Genomic DNA, 15,092 nt, shown 5'->3' on the forward strand with positions numbered 1-15,092 from the left:
TGATGACGACGCTGAGTGCGCTGGCGGCCTTTTTCGTCAGCAGCCTTGTCCATACTCTCACCCCTGCCGGAATGGTCGCACAGGTTGACACGGTCGGGCTCGCCGGACCCTTCGCCATGTCACTGTCGCAGACCAGCGCAGCGACGCTGGACGTCGGATGGTCGCATAATGCCGCAAAGGCCTTCATCCGGCCGGACAACATCGTCCTCTGGGCGCTTCTCATCGCGGTCTGGGGCGGACTGTCGATCTATGCGGGCAGCCTGGTCATGCGCGCGCGCATGGTCCCTCACCGCCTTGATGGTTCACTGCAGAAAGCGCCTTGGGCGCGGCCGCCCGCGGCAAAACCCGAAGACCTGCGACCAGTGGAGCTTGCGCCGATCGCCGCGGCCCTGATCGCGGCCGCACTCTGGCCCTGGGTTTCGATGAGCCAACCTCTGGCGGGTTTCGTGCTGACCACCGCCATGATGCTGGCGGCATTGACCGCGGTCATCAGGGGTCAGCGCGAGGGACAGCGCCTGCGCTATCATCGATCCTTCGCGATCTTCGCGGGATGGGCGACCGCCGTAACCTATGCGTCCTTCGCCTCGCTGCTGACGACGGACCTAGGCGTGACGCCGGGTCTGGCGGCTGTGATCGCGATGGTGCTTTGCGCGGGTGTCGGGATCATCGTTCAGGCGCAGCTTGGACGCGCTACCAGCTTCTCGATCGCCTTGATCTGGGCGCTGGTCGGACTGTCCATTTCAGCCATGGCAAGCGACCCGATGGTCGCGAACGCTGCCGTTCTGGGCATCACCGCGATGATCGTGATGCTGGTGCGCGCCGCCAGTTAGCTCAGCTCTTGGGCTTCTGACGGTTCTTGTGCTTGGCCAATGCGCCTGACTGGCTGATCTTCTGGGCCTTGCGGCGATAGGGGTTCGCTTCGCCCTGATCGCGCAGCATCAACCGGATCGGCGTGCCCGGCATGTCAAAGTCAGCGCGCAAACCGTTCACCAGATAGCGCAGATAGCTCTCCGGCAGCTTGTCGGTATGCGTCGATTTGACAACGAAGCTTGGCGGCCGCGTCTTGACTTGCGTCATGTATCGCAGCCGGATCCGGCGCCCGCCCGGCGCGGGCGGTGGATGGCTTTCGGTCATCACCCCCAGCCAGCGGTTCAGCCGCGCGGTCGAAACGCGCCGGTTCCAGACCTCGTGCGCTTTCAGGATCGCCGCGTGCAACCTGTCTAGCCCCTTGCCGGTCTTGGCCGAGACCGTGACCATCGGCGCGCCCTTCAACTGCGGCAGCAACCGCTCGAAGCTTTCGCGCAACGTCTTCAGCTTTTCGGGCTTGTCGTCTTCCAGATCCCACTTGTTCGCGGCCACCACGACGGCACGACCCTCGGTCTCGGCGAAATCGGCGATGCGAAGGTCCTGTTGCTCAAACGGGATCGCCACGTCCAGCAGCACCACGACGACCTCGGCAAACCGGACCGCGCGCAGCCCGTCCGCAACGGAAAGCTTTTCCACCTTGTCGGTGACCTTGGCGCGCTTGCGCATGCCGGCGGTGTCGAAGATCCGCATGGGCGTACCCATGAAATCAGCAGTCACGCTGATCGAGTCTCGGGTGATGCCCGCTTCCGGTCCGGTCAGCAGCCGATCCTCGCCGATGATCTTGTTGATCAGCGTCGACTTCCCCGCATTGGGCCGCCCGATGACCGCAAGCTGCAGCGGTCGGTCAGCCGATGGACGCCAGTCGGCCTCCTCACCCTCGGCCGGTTCCTCGCCGACGTCGACATCCGTCACCGGCTCGATTGGCGCGGGCCGCGCCGCCTCGACCTCGTCGGACAAGGGGACCAGCACCCGGTAAAGGTCGTCCATCCCCTCGCCATGCTCCGCGCTGATCCGAAGCGGCTCTCCAAGACCAAGGGCATAGGCTTCCAGCGCGCCCGCCTCGCCCGCGCGACCCTCGGCCTTGTTGGCGGCGACGATGACGTGGCGCGCGCGCTTGCGCAGAATGTCGGCGAAATATTCGTCGGCAGCCGTCACGCCTGCACGCGCATCGATCACGAACAGGCAGATGTCGGCCTCGTCCACGGCGCGTTCGGTCAGGCGGCGCATCCGGCCCTGAAGGCTGTCATCCTCGGCCATTTCCAGGCCCGCGCTGTCGATCACCACGAAGCGCAGGTCGCCCAACCGCGCCGCGCCTTCGCGCAGGTCGCGAGTGACGCCCGGCTGGTCATCGACCAGCGCAAGACGCTTGCCGACCAGACGATTGAACAGCGTCGACTTGCCGACATTGGGACGGCCAACAATGGCCAGAGTGAAGCTCATCAGCGCAGTCTCACCGATAAGCGTGAAGCTGGCCGGCGCGGCTGACGACGTACAGCGTCTGGCCAGCGACGACGGGTGCAGCGGCGGCGCCGCCCGGGATCGCCGCCTGCGCGACCATCGCACCCGATGACGGATCGAAGGCCCGCAACTGACCGTCAGAGCCCGCGACGAAGAGTCGCCCGCCAGCCAGGACCGGACCATATTGGGCGTGGATGCTGTCCTGACGCCGGACCCGTTGATCGGTGAAATAGGGCAGCGGCATCCGCCAGATCAGCCCGCCGGTCGCGGCATCGATACGGACCAGTTCGGACTGATCGTTGACGGCGAAGATCGACCCGCCCACGGGGACGACCGGCGAGTTCGCGCCTTCACGTGCCGACCAAAGCTCCGCCCCGGTGCCCATGTCGAAGGCCGAGATCCGTCCCGAGGAAGAACCCCCGTAAAGCGTGTCACCCGCAATCACCGGATCGCCCGTCAGGTCACGGATCGCGGCGATGGCGCGACCCGTGCGTGTGCCCGCGACCTGTGCGCTGAAGATGGTCCCGCCCGACTGGGTATCGGCGGCGAGCATCTGGCCCGAATTGAACGGGAAGACCACTGTGCTTCCCGAAACGGCGGGGACCGAAACGCCCATCACGCCCGCGGTCGAGGTGTTGCCCGATGTCTGCCACAGAACGCGACCGTCTTCGGCCCGGACGGCCCAGCCGACCGCGTTTCTCGCCGCGACGTAGACCACGCCGTTTTCGACCGCCGGGCCGCCGCCGACCGGGGCGTCAACGCGCTGGCGCCACAGGACGCCCCCAGTGCGGATGTCCAGCGCCACCAGTTCGCCGAAGCCCGTGGTCGCGAAAAGCCGTCCGCCCTCGGCTGCGAGACCGCCACCCGAGGCGCTGTCACGGCTGTCGCTGGGCGGCGTCAGATCGGCTGTCCAGACCTGTCCGCCATTCGGCGCCGTTGCCGTCACACGCGAGCGGCTGTCCAGCGTGAAGATCAGACCGGCCGCGACGACCGGATCGGCGACGATCCGGTGGCGGCGATCCGCGCCCTGGCCGATATTCGCGCTCCAGATCCGGCTCGTGCCGGCACCAAGGGCCACGTGCCCTGCAAGATGGGCCGCGTTGCCGCCGCGATGTGTCCATTCGGCATTTCCGCGCGGCGCAGGCAGTCCGATCGCCGTCGCCGCGACCGGAACCGGCATTTCGATCGCCGGACCCTCAGGGGAGGTCACGGCCAGCGGATCGAGCCGCTCGCCGGGCAGGATCACACCGCGTTCGCCGCAAGCGGCAACCGTTATCAGGGCAGCCGCGCCCAGCATCGCGCGGATCGTTGCGGCGGACAGAAAGCTCATCGTGCCGTTCCCTCGTTTCATGGTCGCGCCGTCACGGCTGCTTTGCAGGGTTCTATTCGACCGGTGCGTCGGGAAGCTGCACTGCTTCCGCACCGGCGGTCGCCGCCTCTGAATCGTCCGGCGTCTCGTCCTGCCCGAGGGCGATCATCATCTCGGAAAGCCGGCGGCGCAAGCTTGGCGTCAAACCGTCCTTCTGCTGGATCTGGCGGATCAGGGTCACGGCATCCTGGACACGGCCTGCCCCGATCAGCGCCACCGCCTGCTGTTCCAGTGCCAGCAGCTCGAACGGGGCACCCGGCTGCGCCAGTTCCGCCAAGGCCGCATCGCGATCGGCCGGATTCATTGCGTCACCCTGGGCCAGGACCAGTTTCAGACGCGCCAGGTCACGCGCGATCCGATCATCCTCTCCGGCGGTCGCCGCGACCTCCTGCAGCCGCTCGGCGGCGCGCTGATCCTCGCCGATCTCGGCCGCAGCGCCGGCTGCCAGAAGCCCGGCGATGACCGCATGCCCGCTGTCCGAATTCTCGGCAAGCTCGGACAACGCATCGACCGGACCGGCGCTTTGTTCTGCGGCCAGCACCGCGTCACCGAACTGGCGTGCATCGCTGGTCTGGCGCGACAGGCTCCACTCCCGCCAAGCCGCGCCACCGACGATCAGCACGATCAGGGCGATCCCGATCCAGCCGTAACGGCGAAACGCGCCATAAAGCCGGTCGCGGCGCAGTTCTTCGGTGACTTCGTCGATGAAACTGTCGTTCTGGTTGGCCACGGAGATTGCCGCCTGTCCTGATCCTGTCGCGCCGCTTCTTACACGGCCAATCCGGGGTTTGCCAATGCCGCGGCAGATTCGCTAAGGTCATGATGGGTGAGGTTTTGGGACATGCCGGTTCGCGCAGGGACTGGACGATGGACCAATTGACGATCCAGGCGCCGCTTTTGTGGCTGGCGCTTGGCAGCGCAGCGCTGATGGCGCTGATCGGCAGCAATGACGATGAATCGTCCGTCGCGCCTGAACCAGAGGCCGATCCCGAACCGTTCGAGGATGCGCCGGGCTATGACCCGTCTCGGTTTGGCGAAGAGCGGATCGGCACAACCGGCGATGACGCGCTGACGGCCGACCCTGGCACGGCGAGTGCCATTGCCGGACTGGATGGCGATGACCGGGTGAACGGCAGCGACCAGGCGGATTACGTTCTGGGCGGCGAAGGGGACGACACCATCTCCGGCGCGAACGGTGCCGATTCGCTGCGCGCCGGTGCAGGAGAGGATGTCATCGACGGCGGAGAGGATAACGACGTGATCCTGGGCGAGGCCGGCGACGACTCGCTTGCCGGCGGAACCGGTGCCGACAGGATCATCGGCGGGGCGGGCAACGATGTGCTGTCGGGTCTGGGCCAGTCGCGCGCAGCCCCGTCCAGCCTGAGCGAGTCGCTGGAAGATCGCGGCGATACCCTGTTGGGCGGGATGGGCGACGACACGCTGTGGATCTCGGCCGAAGACACGGCGACGGGTGGCGAGGGTGCGGATCTTTTCGCGGTCGATCACCGCGTGCTGCAGCCGGGCGATCCTGCGATGATCACCGACTACACGCCCGGCGATGACGCCGTGGTGGTCTATGTGCGGTCGAGCTTCGATTCGGCGTCAGGTGGTCTCGTCGCGCCGGAACTGCGCGCAATCGGGAACGCCGCTGGCGGCTATACCACAATCCTCGCCGACGACGTGCCCGTTGCGCGCGTCGAGGGCGTCACGGATCCTGCCCTGATTGATCTGCGGCGCGTGGTGGACGACCTCTGAACTTAGAGACGCCGCGCTTCAGTCGCCCAAGCCACCGGGGCCGGTCGGAAGCTTTCCTTCGGACTCCAGTTCTTCGAACTCTTCCTCGGCCTCATCGGCCTCTTCTTCGGTTTCGGGATCAGGTTCGCACAACTCGATCACGGTCAGCTCGGGCGGCACGCCAAGCCGCATCGGCAGGACCGAGCAACCGATCCCGGCCGAGACGATCAGCGCCCGTCCGTCCTCGTCGTCATACCGACCGTGCGACCACTTTTCGTTGTCGCTGGCCATGATCAGCGGGGCACTACCCCTGACACGGATCTGCCCGCCATGCGTATGGCCCGAGATAGTCAGGGAAACGCGGCGTGATGCCTTGCCGAGATGGTCGAACAGATCGGGTTCATGGGCCAAAAGCACGATCGGCGCGTCATCGGTGACTTCGTTCAGCGCGGCTTCCAGATCGTCCATACCCTCACCATCGGGGCCTTCATCGAACGGACGCTGCTCATCCACACCGGCCAGCCAGAAGCCGGTCTTTTCATCACCGATCCTGACGGATCGGTTGTTCAGCACCGGAATGCCGACCACACGAAGTTCGCGTTCGGCCTCGACAGGACCGTGACGGCTCAACTGGGCCTTGGCATCCTGCCACCAGTCATGGTTGCCGATGACGCTGTAGGTCCCGTGGGGCGCGGTGAACGCCTTCAGACGCTGAATGATCTCTCGCTTGCCGGTATGACCCCAGGTGAAGGGGTGCGCAGCCGAATAATCGCCCAACAGGATCGCCACGTCCGGTTTCAGCGCATTGGCGCGATCCACGATCCGGCTGACACGGTTCAGCGAGATGTGCGGCCAACCGGCGTGAAGGTCGCTGATGATGACCAGGCGCATCGGTTTTCGCCCGCGCCATTCTTCCAGCCCGACCCTGTAGCGGGCGACGTTCATCATCATCGCCGGTTCCCACCACAGGGAGTACGCCCCGAAGCCGGCCAGAGCCGCCATACCGAGATGGAGGGGTTTGAGACGCATCAGAAACTCCGATACCTGAACCGATAAACTTGATACGACAAGCGATCGCACGGCGTTCTTTCCAGACAGTCACCCTAGGTCGCCGTGTGCCGGGGCTGCAAGCGAAAGGCCCGCCGGATTGGCGGGCCTTTGCGTATCATCCTCTGGCGATCACATCCGTGATGCCACGTTTTGCCAGTTCACCAGCTTGTTGAGGAAGTTCTCGAGGTATTTCGGGCGCGCGTTGCGGAAGTCGATGTAATAGGAATGCTCCCACACGTCGCAGCCCAGAAGCGCGGTCTGACCCGAGCAGAGAGGATTCACGCCGTTTTCGGTCTTCGTGACTTCCAGCGAGCCATCGCTGTTCTTGACCAGCCAAGCCCAGCCCGAACCGAACTGGCCCGCGCCGGCTTCGCTGAACTTCTTCTTGAACTCGTCGACCGAGCCGAAGCTGTCGGTCAGGGCCTTCTCGACCTCGGACGGCATTTCGCCACCTTCCGGGCTCATCATTTCCCAGAACTGGCTGTGGTTCCAGTGCTGGCTGGCATTGTTGAAGATGCCCGACTGCGCGACGGCGTCCTTCTTGTAGGTACCCTTGACGATCTCTTCCAGCGACTTGCCTTCCCACTCGGTCCCGGCCACCAGCTCGTTCAGCTTGTCGACATAGGCCTTGTGGTGCTTGTCGTGGTGATACTCCAGCGTCTCTTTCGACATGCCCGCGCTTTCAAGAGCGTCGTGGGCATAGGGAAGATCGGGAAGCGTGAAAGCCATGTCCTGTCCTTTCAATGATGACGGGTCGTCGGCGGGGACAATGCCCCGCGTTGCCCGACCAACGCAAGGCCAGCCCCATGGTTCCAAACGGAAAAGGAAACGTCAGACCCTAGCGCGGCGCCAGATGAGCACCGGGAATCGCAGCGTTTCGCAAGATCGTTTCGACATAATCGGCGACCGATCGAAAGCAGATCAGCCGCCATCCGCGACCCCCGCCGTCCCCTTCGCGCCAGATCGCGACCCCCACCTGCGCGGCGCGGGTGCGACGCATCCCATCCTGCGGCATGGCGTCCAGATCGACGGGGCACAGCTTGCGGATCACGTCATCCGCGCGCGGACCTTCGATGGCGAACATGACGCGCATGTCCGACACGTCGAGAACCAGCCCATGCTCGCCCGCCAACGCCTGATCGCAGGCGTCGCGCATCTCGTTGCGCGCATCCAGCGGCCCGATCAGCAGCAATTCGTCGGGCGACATCCAGCCCAGAGCACGGCTGCCATCTGTCACGATGCGAACCTGTTCTGGCATCGCAAGCCCAGTCGCCTCGGCCAGCGCATCGCCTGCGCGACCCAGATCGGCGCGGATCGAGATCATCGCGCAGGGCGCCGCCCGCCGGATCGTTGCCAAGGTTTCAGCCATTCAGACGCGCCCCTTCCTTGTCGTAGAACACCGGCTCGACGATCTTCGCGCGAACCGCCGGACCGTTGGATAGCGGGAAATCCAGCTCCTCGCCCATCCGTGACGGTCCGTGACGGACCAAACCCATCGCGATGGGGCGGCCCAACGTCGGCGAATAGTAGGTCGAGGTGACGCGTCCCTGCACGTTACGCTGGCCGTTCGCGTTCGTGCCTTCGGCGACCGCATAGGCGCCGTCCGGGATCATCCGGTCGTCCAGACTTTCCAGCCCGACCAGTTGCCAGCGATCCGGGTCGGTCATGTGGCTGCGCATCTGTGCGCGCTTGCCGATGTAGTCCGGCTTCTTCTTGCTGATCGCCCATCCAAGGCCCAGATCCTGCGGGATCACCGTGCCGTCGGTTTCATCCCCGATCATGATGAAGCCCTTTTCGGCGCGCATGATGTGCATCGCCTCGGTCCCATAGGGCGTGACGCCCAGATCGGCGCCGGCCTTGTGCAGCGCTTCCCACAATTCCAGACCCCGGTTCGCCGGGACCGAGACCTCGAACGACAACTCGCCCGAGAAACTGATCCGGTAGATGCGTGCGGGAATGCCCGCGATCTCACCCTCGGCCCAGCCCATGAAGGGCAGCGCGTCGTCCGAGACATCCATCCCGCCCAGCCGTTCCAGGAGCGTCCGCGCCTTCGGGCCGACAACGGCGACCTGCGCCCATTGTTCGGTCACGTTGGCGGTATAGACCTTCCATTCCCACCATTCGCATTGCAGCCAGTCTTCCATATGGGCATGAATGCGCTCGGCGCCGCCGGTGGTCGTGTGGCAAAGCCAGGTGTCCTCGGACAGGCGCACGGCGACGCCGTCATCCATCAGGAAACCGTTTTCCGAACACATCAGACCATAACGGCACTTGCCGACCGGCAGCGAGGACATCACGCCGGTATAGATCATGTCGAGGAACTTGCCCGCGTCGGGGCCCTTCACGATGATCTTGCCCAGCGTCGATGCGTCGAGCGTGCCGACACCGCCGCGAACCGCCTTGATCTCGCGTGCGACGGCGGCATGGGCATCCTCGCCGCCCCGCAGGTAGCAGTAGGCCCGGCGCCATTGGCCGACCGGCTCCCATTTCGCGCCGTTCAGCACGTGCCAGCCGTCGATCGCCGTCTTGCGCAGCGGCTGGAAGGCGTCACCACGAGCATCGGCGGCGATCGTGGCCAGCGTCAGCGGTGTGTAAGGCGGGCGGAACGTGGTCGTCCCTGTCGCCGGGATCGGCTGGTTCAGCGCGCCCGACAACACAGCAAGACCGTTGATGTTGCTGACCTTGCCCTGATCGGTGGCCATCCCAAGGGTGGTGTAGCGCTTGGTGTGTTCGACCGACTCATAGCCTTCCTGCGCAGCCAGCTCGATGTCGGATACCTTCACGTCGTTCTGGAAATCGAGCCACATCTTGTAGCGCGCCTTGCGGGTCGCCTGCGCGGGCATCACCCAGACCGGCTGCATCGCGGCTTCGTCGCGCTCCAGCTCGCCCGCGCAGCGCAGATCACCATAGGCGGCGCCGACGGCAGTGACGTTGCCCTCGCCGTCGGCGCCCAGCGGCGGCCGCGCCGGATCGGGGCGGAACAGCGCCTGTGCGTCATCCCAGGTCAGCTTGCCGCCGCAGTGGGACCACAGATGCACGACCGGCGACCAGCCGCCCGACATCGCGACCGCATCGCAATCGATCGTCTCGATCGGCTGCCCCTGCCCGGCCTGCGCACAGGTGACGATCCCCTCCACCGCGCGCGAACCCTTGACCTTGGCGATGCCCGTCCCGGTCATGACCCGGATACCCCGGTCACGCGCCATCTTGGGCAAGGGACCATCCGCTGCTGGCCGCGCATCGAGGATCGCAGGGACGTCCAGCCCTGCCTCCTGCGCGGCAAGCGCCGTGCGATAGGCGTCGTCATTGTTGGTCACGAGGACAATGCGGTGGCCCGGCGCCACGCCGTGGTTCACGATGTAATCACGGACCGCGCTGGCCAGCATCACGCCGGGCACGTCGTTCATCGCAAAGGACAGCGGCCGTTCCAGCGCGCCGGTCGCGGTGACGATGCGGCCGGCGCGGATGCGCCACAACCGCTGCCGTGGGATGCCCTGATTGGGATCGTGGTCGGCCAGCGCCTCGCGCGCCAGCAGATAGCCGTGATCGTATAGACCCGTCGCCATCGTCTTGCGACGCATGGTGACGTTGTCACGCCCGCGCAGATCCGTCAGCAGCGCATCGATGGCGCCCTGCCCCGCCGGACCGTGATCGACCGGGGTCCGCCCGCCCCAATGCGGATCCTGTTCCAGAACCAGCACGCGCCCACCAGCCTCGGCGGCGTCACGCGCTGCCTGCAGGCCGGCGATGCCGCCGCCCACAACCACGACCTCGGCAAAATCATAGGCCTGTTCGTAGCGGTCGGGATCGACGTCCTTCGGTGCCCGGCCAAGACCCGCGCTGCGTCGGATCACAGGCTCGAACAGGTGTTTCCACGCCGCGCGGGGGAGAATGAAGGTCTTGTAGTAGAAGCCCGCCGGAAACAGGCGGTAGAGCCAGGAATTGACCGCGCCGACATCGACCGACAGCGACGGCCAGGCGTTCTGCCCGGTCAGCCGCATCCCCTGCTCAAGCTGGGTCGTTGTGGCGCGCTGGTTCGGCTCGAACCGACCGCCCTGTCCCAGGCCCAGCAGCGCATTCGGCTCTTCGGCGCCCGAGGCGATAGGGCCGCGCGGGCGATGGTACTTGAAGGACCGGCCCATCAGCATCACGCCAGACCCCATCAAGGCCGATGCAAGCGTATCGCCCCTGAGCCCGCGCAGCGGGCGCCCGTCGAAGCGAAACTCCAGCGGATAGGCGCGGTCGATCAGCCGCCCGCCCTGTGGCAGGCGGAAAGGGCCCGTTTCGCTCATAGCTTGTAGCTCCAGTCGGGGTGGCGGACGCGGACGGTGGCCTGAACATCCTCGTTCGGGCCGAAGGCCTGCGCCTCATAGGTGCCGTAGACCTGCATCGTCACGGTGTCGCGCGCGGCCAGAAACCACTTGCCGCAGCCATAGGCGTGGCGCCACCGTTCAAGCTGCACGCCCTTGGTGTTGGTGCGGTCGAACAGGTAGGATTCGAAGGCTTCGTCGCTGCCGTCGGGACCGATGCGCTTCAGATGCGCCTCGCCGCCGGGGGCAAGTTCCGTTTCCTCGGCGCGGACGCCGCAATAAGGGCAGGTCAGGATCAGCATGGACTAGTCCTTCAGGGGTAGTTCGGTGGCGTTGGTCAGCGCCAGATCCAGCAAGCGTCGGCGCAGGTCGTCGTCAGCGAGCTGCGATCCGCTGATGACGACAAAACCGCCCATGCGTCGTGCGCCGCTTTGCATCGGGCCGACACCCGGCAGCCTGAGCGCCTCGGACTCACGGGGCTTGCCGACGCGATACATCATCCCGCCGTCCGACATAACGCCGGCCAGCATGTGCCCGTCACGCATGAACCCCATGCCGCCGAACATCGCCTTCTCGGAGAAATCGCCCAGATGGCACAGGTCATCGCGCATCAGGACAACCGAGCCGGGATCAGCTGCCATAGGTTGCCCCCCGAACATGAAACGTCCGGGACGCGGTCAACGCCGCATCCCGGACTTGGTCGTGATGGTCGGACACTCGGCGCGACCCGCGCGCCGATAGCCGTAAGCTTGTCTTAGTTGGCCGGAGCGGGCTGCGTCGCTGCGTCGCCAGCGGCGTCAGCCGCATCGCCTGCTGCATCGGCTGCATCCGCTGCAGCGTCGCCCGCCGCATCGGCTGCGTCTTCCGCGGCATCCGCCGCGCCGTCAGCCGTTCCTTCGACCGTGACGTTGGTGGTGTCGCCATCCGCCATGTCGGGATCGCCCGACATGAACCAGAAGAGCAACGCCACCACGACGACGATGCCGCCGACGATGAAGTAGAGGCCGTTGTTGTTGTTCCCGTTTGCCATGGTGTTTCCCTGATTGGCTGGATCATCCGACCCACCAATTTCCATGCCGCGCGGAAAGTTCCATGCAAATTCAAAATCATCACCGCCGCCCCCTTAGTGCGCGACGCCAGCGGCGACGGATTCGTCGATGAACCGTCCTTCGCGGAAGCGGTTCAGGCCGAATTCCGCCGAAAGCGGACCGGGCGTGCCCTTGGCGATCAGTTCCGCCATCGCCCAACCGGACCCGGGGATCGCCTTGAATCCGCCCGTGCCCCAACCGCAATTGACGAAGATGCCGCCGACCGGCGTGGTCGACAGGATCGGCGAGCGGTCGCCGGTCATGTCCACGATCCCGCCCCATTGCCGCAGCATCTTCAGGCGCGACAGCATCGGGAAGGTCTCGACCAGCGCGCGAACGGTTTCCTCGATATGGTGCCAGGATCCCCGCTGGGTGAAGTTGTTGAAACCGTCGGTCCCGCCGCCGATCACCATCTCGCCCTTGTCGGATTGCGACAGGTAGCCGTGAACAGTGTTGGCCATGACGACCACATCCATGCAGGGTTTGATCGGCTCTGACACCAGCGCCTGCAGCGCGACGCTTTCGATCGGCATGCGGAAGCCCGCCATACCGGCCAGTTGGCTGGAATGTCCCGCAACGACCAAGGCCAGCTTCTCGCAGCCGATATTGCCCTTGCTGGTGCTGACCGACGTGACATGACCGTCCACCGTCTCGATCCCGGTCACCTCGCAGTTCTGGATGATGTCCATGCCCATGTCGGAACAGGCGCGCGCGTAGCCCCAGGCCACGGCGTCATGCCGCGCGGTGCCGCCACGGGCCTGATATAGTCCGCCCAGAACCGGATAGCGCGGCCCGTCGATGTTCATGATTGGGCAAAGCTTCTTGACCCGATCGCGGTCGATCCACTCGGTCGCCACGCCTTGCAGGTAATTCGCATGCGCCGTGCGCTTGTAGCCGCGCACCTCATGTTCGGTCTGCGCCAGCATGATCAGGCCGCGCGGGCTGAACATGATGTTGTAGTTCAACTCCTGGCTCAGCGTTTCATACAGGCTGCGCGACTTCTCGTAGATCGCGGCGGACGGGTCCTGCAGATAGTTCGAGCGGATGATCGTCGTGTTGCGGCCCGTGTTGCCGCCGCCCAGCCACCCTTTCTCGATGATCGCGACGTCGCGGATGCCGAAATTCTTGCCAAGGTAATAGGCCGTCGCCAGACCGTGCCCCCCTGCGCCGACGACCACGACCTTGTAGCGGTCCTTGGGCGTGGCCTTGGCCCAGGCGCGTTTCCAGCCGGTGTGCATCCGCAGCGCCTCGCGCGCGATCGCAAAGGCGGAGTAGCGTCGGGAAGGGGTATGGTCAGCCATGGTCGTGCAATCTGTCCCGGGGGTTGCCCTCGTCGGCCGCAGAATGGCCGCGCCGTCAGAACGGCTCAAGACCCATAGCGGCAGAACAATGCGGAATGCGACATGACTCGCGCGGGTTTGAGCGGTGGGGCCTTTCTAGGACACCGCAAAGCGGTTACTTCGACCACAGGTCGAGGGAGATGCGATGTTCTGGTTCTTTGCCGCAGCCATGCTGGCCGTCGTCGCGCTGGCGCTGCTGGCGCCGTTCCGTCGTCGCGCCGCGACCTCCAGCGAGCCGGCGGCCGCCTACGACCTGCGCGTCTACCGCGACCAGCTGAACGAGGTCGAGAACGACCTGGCGCGCGGCGTGATCGCCCCCGAGGAAGCCGAGCGGCTGCGGATCGAGATCGGGCGCAAGGTTCTGGATGCAGATCGGCGCATGGCCGAGACGACGGGATCGACCAGACACGGCGGATTGGTGGTGCCTGCTCTGGCTGTGGCGCTGGCCCTGCTGGGTGCAGTCGCGCTTTACTGGCGCGAAGGCGCGCCCGGCTTTCCCGACCTGCCGCTGTCCGAACGACTGTCGGCGGCGCAGCGAGCCTATGACGCACGGCCCACGCAGGCAGAAGCGGAGGCAGCGGCGCAGCTGCCCGAGCCTGAAGAGCTTGACCCCGAATTCGCGGCATTGATGGACCGCCTTCGCGAGACGGTGCAGCAACGTCCCGACGATCCGCAGGGGCTGACATTGCTGGCGCAGAACGAGGCGCGGATCGGCAATTTCGCAGCCGCCCGTGACGCGCAGGAACGTCTGGTCGCGCTGCGTGGCGACCAGGTCAGCGCCGAGGATCTGGCGCAGCTGGCTGCGCTGATGATCGATCAGGCGGGCGGGATCATCACGCCTGAATCCGAAGACATGTTGTCCCGTGCGCTGCAGAAGGATGCGCGTAACGCCCGCGCCCGTTACATGGCGGGGATGCTCCAGGTCCAGAACGGACGCCCCGACCGCGCTTTCCCGATCTGGGCGCGCTTGCTGGAGGAGGGTCCGCCCGACGCACCCTGGATCGCGCCGATCCGCGCGGTCATTCCCGATCTCGCCTGGCTCGCAGGTGAGCCTGACTACGCCATGCCCGATTCGACCGGCGGCATGCCGGCCCTGCCCGGCCCCGCCGCCGACGCGATGGCGGCGACCGAGGATATGACGCCCGAGGATCGCCAGCAGATGATAGAAGGCATGGTCGCCCAACTGGAATCGCGACTTGCGACAGAGGGCGGCGCCCCCGAGGAATGGGCGCGCCTGATTGCGTCACTGGGCATTCTGGGTCGGACCGACCATGCGACTGCGATCTGGGGAGAGGCTCAGGCGCGTTTCGGCGGTACGCCCGAAGCCATCGCACCGATCCGCGAAGCCGCCGAGCAGGCCGGGATCACCGAATGATCTGCCCAGCGATGGAGGATTTCGCCCGTGCCATCCCCGCGGTCGGTGCGATTGCGGGGCTGGATCTTGGGACCAAGACCATCGGCGTCGCGGTCAGCGATGGGCTGCGGCAGGTTTCATCGCCCCTGAAAACCATCAAGCGCCTCAAGTTCACGCTGGATGCCACGGCCCTTCTGGCGATCGCCGCCGAGCGTAATCTGGCGGGACTGGTGCTGGGCCTGCCCTTGAACATGGACGGCTCCGAAGGGCCCCGCGCGCAATCGACCCGCGCATTCGCGCGCAACCTTGAACGTATGACGCCCCTGCCGATCTCGTTCTGGGATGAGCGTCTGTCGACCGTCGCCGCAGAGCGCGCGCTGCTGGAAGGCGACACCTCACGGCGCAGGCGGGCAGAAGTGATCGACCAGGTCGCGGCGGGGCTGATCCTGCAAGGCGCGCTGGACCGGTTGCGTTATCTCGGCTGATCCGGACACCGTATCGATGCTGAGCCACCTCGGCCGA

Annotated in this window: 15 protein-coding genes; 4 read left to right on the forward strand and 11 right to left on the reverse strand. The window is 65.8% G+C overall.

From position 1 onward, the window contains the following. The first annotated feature begins 2 nt into the window (after positions 1–2). Positions 3–830: a TspO-related membrane protein gene (locus tag MLD63_RS01265; RefSeq protein ID WP_255328022.1), complete on the forward strand. Its 828-nt coding sequence runs from the start codon at positions 3–5 to the stop codon at positions 828–830. Position 831: 1 nt separating this feature from the next. On the opposite strand, the gene der is transcribed toward MLD63_RS01265, so the two are convergent. The 3 genes from der to MLD63_RS01280 are packed head-to-tail and all read right to left on the reverse strand — an operon-like array spanning position 832 to position 4,424. Further along, positions 832–2,307, reverse strand: coding sequence for a ribosome biogenesis GTPase Der (gene der, locus MLD63_RS01270; RefSeq protein WP_255328023.1), 1,476 nt, complete (start codon positions 2,305–2,307; stop codon positions 832–834). Positions 2,308–2,317: 10 nt separating this feature from the next. Then, positions 2,318–3,676 (reverse strand): PQQ-binding-like beta-propeller repeat protein, encoded by a 1,359-nt coding sequence (locus MLD63_RS01275; protein ID WP_255328024.1) that lies wholly within the window; start codon positions 3,674–3,676, stop codon positions 2,318–2,320. A gap of 31 nt (positions 3,677–3,707) precedes the next feature. Continuing rightward, the gene (locus MLD63_RS01280; protein ID WP_255328025.1) at positions 3,708–4,424 is read right to left on the reverse strand and encodes a tetratricopeptide repeat protein; all 717 of its coding nucleotides are present in this window, start codon (positions 4,422–4,424) and stop codon (positions 3,708–3,710) included. A gap of 137 nt (positions 4,425–4,561) precedes the next feature. Between MLD63_RS01280 and MLD63_RS01285 the strand changes: the two genes are divergently transcribed. Continuing rightward, positions 4,562–5,449 (forward strand): calcium-binding protein, encoded by an 888-nt coding sequence (locus MLD63_RS01285; protein WP_255328026.1) that lies wholly within the window; start codon positions 4,562–4,564, stop codon positions 5,447–5,449. Between the two features lie 18 nt (positions 5,450–5,467). Here MLD63_RS01285 and MLD63_RS01290 read toward each other — a convergent pair whose 3' ends face one another. From MLD63_RS01290 to MLD63_RS01325, 8 genes are all read right to left on the reverse strand, one after another. Then, positions 5,468–6,457 carry a metallophosphoesterase gene (locus MLD63_RS01290; RefSeq protein ID WP_255328027.1) on the reverse strand — a complete coding sequence of 330 codons (990 nt, stop codon included), beginning with the start codon at positions 6,455–6,457 and terminating at the stop codon, positions 5,468–5,470. 150 nt (positions 6,458–6,607) lie between these two features. After that, positions 6,608–7,207, reverse strand: a complete 600-nt coding sequence (locus tag MLD63_RS01295; protein WP_255328028.1) for a superoxide dismutase — start codon at positions 7,205–7,207, stop codon at positions 6,608–6,610. Positions 7,208–7,316: 109 nt separating this feature from the next. Beyond that, entirely contained in the window at positions 7,317–7,847 is a 531-nt protein-coding gene (locus MLD63_RS01300) for a sarcosine oxidase subunit gamma (RefSeq protein ID WP_255328029.1), read from the reverse strand. Beyond that, a complete protein-coding gene (locus MLD63_RS01305) occupies positions 7,840–10,770 on the reverse strand; it encodes a sarcosine oxidase subunit alpha family protein (protein ID WP_255328030.1) in 2,931 nt (976 codons plus the stop codon). Before MLD63_RS01305 ends, MLD63_RS01300 begins: the two co-directional genes overlap by 8 nt. Next, positions 10,767–11,090 (reverse strand): sarcosine oxidase subunit delta, encoded by a 324-nt coding sequence (locus MLD63_RS01310; RefSeq protein WP_255328031.1) that lies wholly within the window; start codon positions 11,088–11,090, stop codon positions 10,767–10,769. Before MLD63_RS01310 ends, MLD63_RS01305 begins: the two co-directional genes overlap by 4 nt. Before the next feature lie 3 nt (positions 11,091–11,093). Next, the gene (locus MLD63_RS01315; RefSeq protein WP_255328032.1) at positions 11,094–11,429 is read right to left on the reverse strand and encodes a TfoX/Sxy family protein; all 336 of its coding nucleotides are present in this window, start codon (positions 11,427–11,429) and stop codon (positions 11,094–11,096) included. A 113-nt stretch (positions 11,430–11,542) separates the two neighbouring features. Next, on the reverse strand, positions 11,543–11,818 hold the full coding sequence (locus MLD63_RS01320) for a hypothetical protein (protein WP_255328033.1): 276 nt from the start codon (positions 11,816–11,818) through the stop codon (positions 11,543–11,545). A gap of 93 nt (positions 11,819–11,911) precedes the next feature. Continuing rightward, positions 11,912–13,177, reverse strand: coding sequence for a sarcosine oxidase subunit beta family protein (locus MLD63_RS01325; RefSeq protein ID WP_255328034.1), 1,266 nt, complete (start codon positions 13,175–13,177; stop codon positions 11,912–11,914). A gap of 184 nt (positions 13,178–13,361) precedes the next feature. On the opposite strand from MLD63_RS01325, the gene ccmI reads away from it, so the two are divergent. Beyond that, a complete protein-coding gene (gene ccmI, locus MLD63_RS01330; protein WP_255328035.1) occupies positions 13,362–14,591 on the forward strand; it encodes a c-type cytochrome biogenesis protein CcmI in 1,230 nt (409 codons plus the stop codon). After that, positions 14,588–15,055: a Holliday junction resolvase RuvX gene (ruvX, locus tag MLD63_RS01335; RefSeq protein WP_255328036.1), complete on the forward strand. Its 468-nt coding sequence runs from the start codon at positions 14,588–14,590 to the stop codon at positions 15,053–15,055. The genes ccmI and ruvX overlap by 4 nt, the downstream gene beginning before the upstream one ends. Positions 15,056–15,092: the final 37 nt, after the last annotated feature.

Source organism: Paracoccus albicereus, assembly GCF_024359525.1.
Classification (GTDB): domain Bacteria; phylum Pseudomonadota; class Alphaproteobacteria; order Rhodobacterales; family Rhodobacteraceae; genus Paracoccus; species Paracoccus albicereus.